The 10,537-nt window shown below is 35.5% G+C and carries 5 protein-coding genes; 2 read left to right on the top strand and 3 right to left on the bottom strand.

Going from position 1 to position 10,537, the window contains the following annotated elements:
• Positions 1-195: 195 nt before the first annotated feature.
• Genes Q0910_RS13650 through Q0910_RS13640 form a run of 3 tightly spaced genes read right to left on the bottom strand, consistent with a single transcriptional unit; the run spans position 196 to position 5,365 of the window.
• Positions 196-1,482, bottom strand: a complete 1,287-nt coding sequence (locus tag Q0910_RS13650) for a peroxidase, FMP-type (protein ID WP_299217528.1) — start codon at positions 1,480-1,482, stop codon at positions 196-198.
• 42 nt (positions 1,483-1,524) lie between these two features.
• The gene (locus Q0910_RS13645) at positions 1,525-3,624 is read right to left on the bottom strand and encodes a hypothetical protein (RefSeq protein ID WP_299217521.1); all 2,100 of its coding nucleotides are present in this window, start codon (positions 3,622-3,624) and stop codon (positions 1,525-1,527) included.
• 10 nt (positions 3,625-3,634) lie between these two features.
• Positions 3,635-5,365 (bottom strand): thiamine pyrophosphate-dependent enzyme, encoded by a 1,731-nt coding sequence (locus tag Q0910_RS13640; protein ID WP_299217514.1) that lies wholly within the window; start codon positions 5,363-5,365, stop codon positions 3,635-3,637.
• A 441-nt stretch (positions 5,366-5,806) separates the two neighbouring features.
• Between Q0910_RS13640 and Q0910_RS13635 the strand changes: the two genes are divergently transcribed.
• Both Q0910_RS13635 and Q0910_RS13630 read left to right on the top strand, forming a co-directional pair.
• Positions 5,807-8,086, top strand: a complete 2,280-nt coding sequence (locus tag Q0910_RS13635; RefSeq protein ID WP_299217507.1) for a lytic polysaccharide monooxygenase — start codon at positions 5,807-5,809, stop codon at positions 8,084-8,086.
• A gap of 193 nt (positions 8,087-8,279) precedes the next feature.
• On the top strand, positions 8,280-10,517 hold the full coding sequence (locus tag Q0910_RS13630; protein WP_299217500.1) for a carboxypeptidase-like regulatory domain-containing protein: 2,238 nt from the start codon (positions 8,280-8,282) through the stop codon (positions 10,515-10,517).
• Positions 10,518-10,537: the final 20 nt, after the last annotated feature.

Genomic DNA, 10,537 nt, shown 5'->3' with positions numbered 1-10,537 from the left:
CATATTGGAATAAGGCATAGGGACTTTAGTCCCTAGAAAAACCAAACCTCTGCACTTTAAGTGCAGAGTGGTTTAGTTTTTGACCAAATAGCTCTTTTTATAGGCTCAATAACACCTAAATACAGTGTTATTGAGCCAGTCACCTGTGGTGAAATTATACTATTCCGAAGCTTCTGGGTGTCGCAAGATTTACTTTTAATGACGAGTGTGTCGCATCACTGGACAAATGCTAGCAGCATTAGATTTTTTAAGTACTTCCTCATCATGAACCTCCGTTGGTAGCTTGATAGATGGTAAGCGTCTGTCTGCAGGAATGTCTTTCTCGCGACGTAAGGTGTTCACCTGGATATGAGGCCATAGTGTTGTTCCTCCGTTTGATCCAAACTGGAACTCAAAGTCCACGATTTGCTCGTACTGTAGCTGTTCGATCACACCTCCAAAATCTTCATCATAGACCTCTTCGATCCACATGCGGTAGCGCATTCTGGCAACCCTGCAGTAGCGCTCAATCATCACGTTGTTTATAGTGGCACCTTGAACACCGGTGTTATGGAACGAGTCCAACTCGATCATATCGTACTTTTTAAACTCTAGTCCTTCGTTAGCATCACTCAACTTCAGGTTGGGTTGTACTGTATATGGGAACTTCGCACCAAACTGATCATAGTTAAAGATTTTTTCAAAGTAAGCACGTCCACTGTTTACACCACTGTTACCTATACCTCCGTCAGGATTTTGTTCTTCACGAGGGAGTTTTGTCCATTTTGGCTTCTCAAGAGATCCAGGGATTAAGTCTTTCTCAGGATTGATTCCCATACTGGGTGATACAGATAAAAATTGTTGTTCCCATAGGTCAGCAATATGAGGAGCCTTTCCTTCTCCAGACTCGGTGATATTCCCTGTTAAGTGGATGGTCGTACCATGAGGAATCACACCAGAACGAGAAATTTGATATGGAGGAACAAATTGAGGTCCTAATTCTCCCGGTCCAAATACAGGTTCCGCGCCATCCGTTTTCACAGATTCAGCATCTGCTGTATGCTTAAACATTGTAGCAGGGTTTTGGTACGGACTTTCTTCACTCCAAGGCATCTGGTGATCGCCCAGCCATAAGTACATTCCGTCTTCAAAGTGCTGAAGATCGTTATCGTTGTCTATAATTGCAGTTTCATATTTAACAGCTCCATTAAACTGTTCATTAGATCCTGCACGGTTACGGACAGGTGCATTAACTTGAGTGAACTTGAGCTGCTCTCTGTACTCCTGAGATTTAAAGTGGAATACTCCAAAAATGGTCTCTGATGATGAACCAGGTGAAGGCATAGGTGTTGTATGCAATCCTGTCGGACCGTCTTTCCAGTTTACCCAAGTGCCATGAAGTTTCGACAAAATACCGAATTGTGCCCCATTGTTCTTCCCTTTGGGGAGCCCTTCCTCCCATTCTTTGTAAGGTCTTACCGAAGATTGTTGTGGTTTTTTCATAATAATTTACTTTATAAGATTAATACTTTTCTGATGTTATGTTTACTCCGGACAAATAAATGGATAGGCTGAATCGTCTATTAGTTTTTCTATATTGAAGAAATCGTTTAAAACAGATTCTGCTGTACAAAAAGCACCTTCTACCCAAGCCTGATCATTAGAATACGTGGATCCAATAATAAAGAGATTACAGTCTTTACCTTTTACTAAGGATGATGGCTTTCGTATCTTTTGCTGTACATCTCCAATATTGTAATGAGAGAAATACGCATGATATCCTGCATTAAATGGTGGTAAAGACCAATCCATATATTTGGTTTCTAAAGGTTCTGGAACCGCTGTATAACTTGCTTGAGAACCAAAATGTAAGCTTGCCAGTTGCTTGCGTAACATTTTTACCATGATTGCAGGCGCTTTACGTGGCCCTTCTAAGGGTTGGGTATCTTGAGACTCTGCTATTTTACGTTCTCTATTGGGACCAATTTCTAAGGCTTTCCAGAAAGTGGTGTACTGTATATCGTCATAACTGGCTAAAATTCCGTAAACTTTCTTCCCTTTTTTATCACGTGCATTGTCTCCAAAATAAACCACTTGTCTAATAGGCATATCTGTAGCACTAGGGCCAATCGTATCTAAATGCGCTACACCTGTAATTTGTTGTGTTTCTTTATAACTGAAATTTGCTTCGACTATAGTTTCTGCTGCATTTAAAAAAGAAGCTTCGGTATCATAGGTGACATCTATAAGTGATGTCACTGAATTATCATAGGCTTTATTCTCACTTTCTGCGGTTAACTTTGCCTTGGCAGCTTCTGAAGCCGCTTTTTCTATTGCTTTTAAATATTTAGCAGGAAATTTATCCTTCTTAAGTGCTTTAATACCTTCTTGAGTTAAAAAGTAACTGTTTAGTTTTGCCGGATATTTTGGAGGTGACGGAATGTCATCTCTCCACCAGGGAGTATCAAAGAACATCCCAATTTTATAGGAAGGTTGCATTAAAACAGATTCTAAATACAATTGTACTTTATCATCATTTAAAACATCAAAATCTCCTCGTTTTTTGTTCATATAACGGGTAGCTTGTGCTACTAAATCTATAGCATACCTTCCCATTGCTAAAAATGCAGCATCACACGTTTTTGAATCCAATTCTTTAGTAGGTTCTTTTCTACTTGCTGTGGTATAATGAATGACATTTTTATTTTCTAAAATAGAACGTAGTCTAGTATTTGGATAGTACTCAAAACAGATGCCTGTCTCTTCCGCAAGTTTTACAATTTCTTGAAAAAGCGTAGAAAAAATACCAGAATACCCAATGGTCAATGTTTTATATAGCGTTCCTGGTGTAAATTCATTATTAACTTCAAACGATTGTGCAGAGTTACTATTTACTACATTTGAAGAATACCCATTACCATCTGCTAAATAACCGAAGCCTTCTTGTCCTAAAACATCATAGGCTAAATTCCAATACCCAATATCTTTTAGTTTTTGTCCTTTTTCAAAGATAGATTCGTCGCCTAAATCTTTTGTTATTTTTCCTTCCTCATAAAATGTACACCATTCATTTCTTGTAGGTGGTAATGCATCTTCAGAAACGTCAATCCCAACGCTTTCGATTTTAGTAAAACCGTCGTCTGGTCCTGAGTCTGCTCCATAATTATTTACATTATACGGCGCAGGATTGCTCGCATCAATATCTGAGGTATACATGCTTTTTGCTCTTAAAGATAAAAGCGGGTCACTAGCTTCGTTAAAAGGTACAGAGTACTTTTCCAAACCAATTTCATTAATGGTTTTGGTTACTAATCGATGTCCCGGATTATTACCATCGTTGGGATTTGGGTTGTTCTTTGTTTTTTTATAATCCCAAGCAGAATAACGCATACCCCCTAGTTCCAAATAAGAAGCGTCTGGATCGTCTTTATAATGCCAGGTACAAACTCTGGCACCTGCTGCTCGGGTTCCTTTATCTTCTTTCGAAAATTCATATTTACCCCAATCATATAATTCCAGCGTATCTCCTTCTTTTAAATTTTTCGATGTATCTTTTGAATTAGATGGTTTTCCTTTAAGTAATCTCCAGGCTGTATATAAACCAGCTGCTCCGGCTCCAAAAATTGAGTATGTCTTGTTTTCCATTTGTTATATTTTAGTTGTTACAGTTCATTACTTGAGGGGTTAGATTTTTCATTTGTCCTGCTAAATCTTTTTCAGGAATTATAATTTCCACCAAAGTGGGTTTCTTCGTTTTTGTAGTTTTAAGTGTTTTTAATACAGTATTTAATTCCTTTATGGTACTAGCTTGATACCCATTAGCTCCATAAGCTTTGGCTAAGGCCATATAATCCCATTTTGCCAGGTTGTCAAACTCATCGAATGTACCATTCGGGCAAAAAGCATCTACATCTACAAAAACTTGTTCTATAGCATACACTTGATTGCTCATTACAAAAATGACACTGTTTACATCGTATTTTGCCAAGGTTGAAAGCGATTGGCAAATCATCATAAAGCCACCATCACCAGCGATTGTCCAGGATTGTTTTTTACTTCCCAATTGTGCTCCTAAAGCAGCACCCGTTTCATAACCAATACATTGCCAGGCAGCAGAACTTATAAAGCTGTTTTGTTTCATTCCGTAAATATTGGTGGCAACATACATTGCAGAACTCACACCAAATGTTAGATTAATGTCATCCCACAGCTTGTTGTCTTCTATATGCTTAACAGTGTGTTGAAAAAAGCGATTATAGGTAATAACATCTGGTTTGTCATTGTATTTTGGGTCTGACGATGAACTCCAGGGTTCAGGATATTTGGGTTGCTTAGGTGCTTTGTTTTTTAATGGATAGGATGTACTGTTTTCAAAACGCTCTAATAAGGCTTCCATAAAATCTTTCATGGTAACGTCATTATATGTATAATATCCAGCCCTGATTTCTGTTGTTGTTGCCATCACCATATCAGAAAATTTATTTTCAACAAACCATAAATAATCATCTGTAATGAGGGTTCCCAAGGTTAAAAAACAGTCAGATGTTTTCACATAATTTGTTACATTGTTTATAGAGGCTGCGTCTGAGTATGTACCAATAAAATGATCTCCTTTTTCATCCAGTACCGTTTTACCCAGCGATGTGGTTGTGTATACAAATCCGCTTGCATCTATTATTTTTTGAAGTAAACCTGGTAAGCCATGTCTTAAAACCTCCACACCCGCAAAAATCATGGGGTGTTTTGCAGCTGTTAATTGTGTCCAAGCTTGATCTACAGCATTTAACAGTGCATCTTGTTTACTCTTTTTAACTTTAGGCTGTAACTTCTTTTTCGAAGGGCGTTTACAAGGCTCCCCCCACACTTCACTATAAGCTGCGATATAAACAGGTTTTTTATGTGTAATTGCAGCAACTAATAATTTATCAATTTTCTTTGCAGCGCCCACTGAAGTACTTAAGGTATCTGAAGCCACTGTAACGTGATTATAAATCTCTTGATCCGCTTTTAGGTTACCTGTCGAGTGATGGTATAAAACATTATACATATTTCCAATTTGTCGGTCATTAGAACCAGGTGTGGCACTTATAACCACCATTGGACTGGATTCTACATAAGCACCAGCAACAGCATTTAATGCACTAAAAGTACTGACACCATATTGTAATGAAACAGCAGACAGTCCTCTGGTTCTTCCATAGGCATCTGCGGCATAAGAAGCGTCTAATTCGTTAGAAGTTCCAATAGTTTCAATACCATTAAATTTTTCTAAAGCTTGTGTGAAGTTTTTAACGTAATCTCCGGGAATTTGAAATAATTCTGTAACATCCAATTGTTTTAAGCGAGTTAATAAATAATCAGCTACTGTAAATGTATCGTTCTGCATTAGTTAAAGTTTTAGGTTGTTATTATCTAAAAAAAAGGGAAATTATCTGTTAAGAATATTTTTGTTAAAGCTAAAAATTTGCTGTTATTTTATGTACACGTAGAAATACCCATTTTAAACCTGAAACAAAATATTGTATGTTTAATACTAGTGCTTCAACTCTTCAACTAAAAACCACAGTTTTTTATTAAAATCTAAAAAGAAGAATAGTTTTTGCACAGCCTCACTCCTACTTCTAAAGGGCTAGCAGATCCTTTTCATTATACGTCCCAAAGTAAAGTGATCTTTTGGCAACACTTCATATTCTTTATGTATGTTAAATATTAACTTAAAAAATGTTAATTCATTGACAACAAGGATAATAAATACTAATTTCATAATTGTTATTGAACCACCCTGTTTTTTTGAAAAGTAATTCATTAATAACAATTCAATAACAACATGAAAAATACAGACTCTAAAACCTCAATCTTAGGTCAGATTACATCTTACTTAAGAAAATTGTCAGTTCCACTATTGATATGTGTTGCTTTCATTTTTCCTAGTCTTCAAACCATTTTTTCGCATGGTACTGTAACAAGTCCTCCAAGCAGAGTTTGGATTTGTTTTCAGGAGAACCCTGAGAGCCCAGATTCACCTGCTTGCATTGATGCCGTTGCTTTATATGGTACTCAAGCTTTATATGATTGGAATGAAGTTGCACGTATGGATGCCAATGGTATGCATCGAGAAATTATCCCAGATGGTAATCTAGCAAGTGCAGGAAGACCTGATAAATACGGTGGACTCGATCAAGTACGCGATGATTGGATAACTACACCGGTTACTCCTGGTCCATTTACTGTAACCTGGACCAATACAGCTCCGCATCAAACATTATATTATAGAGTATACATTACGAAAGAGAGTTGGACTCCAGATCAACCTTTAACTTGGGATAGTCTTGAACTTCTTGTGGAAACAGAACCACGAGAAGCATCCGCAATTGACAATATAGATGTTATACTTCCTCCAAGAACTGGCAAACACGTTATTTATAGTATTTGGCAACGATCTCTTACTGAAGAAGCTTTTTACGCTACTAGTGATGTTGATTTTGGCCAAACAACAGAACCAAAACCTCCTGTAGCATTGTTCACAAATGATAATGGCCGATGTGGAGGCCCAGATGTCGAATTTGATGCCAGTAGTTCTTTTGATCCAAATGGAGATGCTTTGACCTATTCCTGGGATTTTGGAGATGGCACGACTGCTGAGGGTGTTAATGTTTCACATAGCTATACCAATCAAGATAGCGCTATAGTTACCTTAACAGTTAGTGATGGCGTTTTTAGCAGCGGCTTTGTACAAACTATTGACTTAGTAGTAGATACAGCATGTGAAGAAATAATTTGTCCTTTTGATACGCCAAGAGCTACCCCATTACCTTCTGTAAATAATTCATATTCCAATATTTATGTATTTGGTGATCGTGGTCCTAATTTAGATAATATCACCAACTGCTCTATCAACTGGGATTTAGGAAATAACGGTTTATACCAATTTTCGTTAAGTACTAACAATGGTATTCCAGACTGGTATAATGATTTAATTGACGTATCTACACAAAACTTTAATGCTGCTGCATCACAAATCACCATTGCCGGTTCTAGCTTTGTTGGATTAGATGGAAGCTATTATGTAACCGTGGACGGAGATAATCTGGTACTAGTTTCTACTACAGGAGATTTTACAATTTATTGTAGTAATTCAGATATAGCTCCGCTATGTGCTGGTGATACAGACCCGGTAAATACCGCTCCTGTGGCTGTCCTCACTGCTACTCCAACCGCTGGAGTTACTCCTCTAGAAGTTGTTTTGGATGCTTCTGGATCTACCGACGCAGATAACGATACACTTACCTATAGCATTGATTATGGTGATGGAACTTCTGGAACGGGAGCTATTTCAACACATACATATACAACAGGAAACTATACCGCTACTGTTACCGTTAGTGATGGAAATGGTGGAACTGATACTGCTTCGGTAATGATTACCGTTACGGATGATATTATTATTGATCCACCTGCAGATGATTGTACTTTTGGTGCACCAATGGAAACTGCTTTAGTCAGTATAAATACTTCTTATGATTATATTTACGTACTAGGAACTGGTGGTCCAAATATGGACAGTATCACCTTATTTACACTAAATTGGAGTTTAGCTAATAATGGTTTATATCAATTTTCATTTAATTTAAATACAGCACCGTGGTATATTGATTTTTCAAATGCTACACAGAACTTCAATGAGACGAATCCTCAAATTTCTTTAAACGGTACGAACATTCCTGGTTTGGATGGAGATTATTATGTAACGATTGATAAAAGAAACTTTGTACTGGTCGCCAAGGATTACTCCATTTATTTTAGTAATTCTACAACAGCGCCTACTTGTGAAACTGTAGTAAATAGAGAAAATAATATCGAAAACACATCTTTTGAAATATTCCCGAATCCTGCAACTACAAGTGTTTCAGTACAAAACACAACAGATTTAAAGAATAGTATTATTACGATTTCTGACCTTAATGGAAAGAAACTAAAATCGTTAAGGGTACCAACGAGTACAACCAATATGACCATCGATATTTCTGGAATTAAACCTGGATTATATTTGATGAGAATTTTAGATCGTTCTGGTACCAAACGCACTTTAAAACTGGTAATAAACTAAGAGCTTATTCTTAGAACAAATCAAACTATTACAACAAACAACCTTCTAGTTTTTAGAAGGTTGTTTTTTTATTATCGTATGATGATTCTGACACATCATAAAGAAACTTTTGGAAAAGAAAAAATCCAACTGACAGGAGTATTTTTCTTTTTTTTATAAATATTGATTCGGCCATTTTTTGTACTTTAACATTATGGGAAAATATATAATCATTATTGTTACACTTTTATGTAGTACCAATATAACTGCAAAAAACCTACCTACTGAGGATTCTAAAAACGTAGCTATTTATTGGGATGCATCTCTTTCGCAAAAAAGTAAAAATATCTCCAATGAGCTTGAGTTTTTGGATGTTTTTTTTAAGGAATACCCAAATACCAAGATAAAGTTGATAATAGTAAACTCGAAATTACTAACTGATGAGAAGATAGAGATCAAATCCTCGGATTGGAGTTCGCTAAAACAAAAACTTAGCGATGTAAATTATGATGGCGCCTTGGATCTTGGTTTAATAAATACAAAGATAACAGCAGACTTCTTACTTTTTTTTACTGATGGCCAGGGTTACTTTGGTAAATTCAAAAAAAACCTCTATAGCCCTAGAATATTTACAATAAGTAGCACTCCAAAAATTAATAAAAAATTTCTTTACGAAACTTCATTTTATAGTTTAGGATATCATATTAACCTTCAGGAGCTAGATGCGAATTCTGGTGTAAAAGTTATTACAGAAAATAAAAAAATGATTCGCTTAGAGTTTGTCACTAATAAAAATACAGATTCACAAAAAAAATATATAGAAGGCATCGTTAAAGATGATATAGATGTTTTGCCTAATATAAATGTTCTGGTACAAGGTAAAAATAGAGGCACAATTACAGATAAAAATGGTAATTATAAAATTGCGGTAGAACCTGGTGATGTTCTGGTATTTAGTAGTACTAATAAAGAAAAAGTCATTGCAGAGGTAGATCCTGAAGATAATTTTATCGATATCAAAATGACTGATAAGGTGACTAGTTTAGAAGCAGCAATTGTCAAATCCAAAGCCCAAAAAGAGCGAATAATGGTTGATGTAGGAATGAGGAAAGTGGATGAAAAATCCGTAGGATATGCAGTTCAGACGGTTGAGATAGATGATCAAATTAACCTGGGAAAAGCAATAGCTGGTAAGTTCGCAGGAGTACAACTTAATAGTCGAAATAGTATGAATGATATAATGATACGGACACGAACTACGTTTTTAGGATCAAATCAACCTACAATATATATAGATGGTATACCTACTGCTGGTAATCTTTCCGGTTTTGATAATCCTGATGTATTAAACGGAGCCGATTTGCTTGATTCATATAATGTTGAAAGTGTAAAAGTGTTAAAAGGATATGCAGCTACTAATTTGTACGGTACTTTTGGGGTTAATGGTGTAATATTGATTACTACTAAAGGGGGAAAACCATTATCTGGTAGGATTGAAGAAAAACAAGCAAAAGACGAAAAAATTCCGATTAAAATGTTTACATCTCCACTTCTTGTATCTGATGGTCCGGAATCTGATTTCATAACTTTATTTAAAAAAGAATCAGACTATAATAAAGCTTATGAAATGTATCTTAATATACAAGAGTTTAACAAGGATAATGTCACTTTTTTTGTAGAATGTTCTGATTATTTTTTTGATAACAATCAGAAAGATATGGGAATACAGATTCTTTCTAATCTAATAGAATTATTTCCTAATAACACTTCTGTTCTTAAAGTGTTGGCTTTCAATCTTGAAAAAAGGGAGTTATTTGATCGTGCGCAAAAAGTGTATCAAAGAATTATTGATGTTTCCCCATTGCAGTCACAGATATATCTGGATTTAGCCAATAATTATTCTAATGAGAAACAATATCAGCAATCTGTTGATTTATTTAAAAAGATTGCTAAGAACAAGGTTAAAGCAATAGAATCATTTAGTGGATTACAAAATCAAATAGAAAATGATTTCAAACACTTGTTATCTAAGCGTAATCAAAAATGGAGGTTAAAAAATATTGACCAAAAGTTTTTTATGTTGCCTAAATATGATTTAAGGGTCGTTACAGAATGGTCTCATCCTGTTGTAGAATTTGAAATGCAGTACATTAATCCGAAAAAACAATATGTTGTTTTAAGTCATACAATGGAAAAAGATGAGAAAACTATAAATCATGAACTCGTCAATAAGTATACATCAGACGAGTATATCATCGCAAATGCAGAAAAGGGAGAATGGTATTTAAATATTAAACTTCCCGATGATTATACTCCCAACATAAAAGAACCTAAGTTTTTAAAAATCAAATTGTATACTAAATTTGGCAGTGCTGAAGAGAAATTACAGACGCATATCATAAATACAGATAGAATTACGAAAAACAGAATATTTACTTCTTTTAAACTCTAACATAAAGTACACTTCACAGG

It is taken from the genome of uncultured Aquimarina sp. (assembly GCF_947495315.1).
Classification (GTDB): Bacteria; Bacteroidota; Bacteroidia; order Flavobacteriales; family Flavobacteriaceae; genus Aquimarina.
The sequence above is the reverse complement of the archived record's forward strand: the minus strand, read 5'-3'. Positions and strand labels throughout refer to the sequence as shown.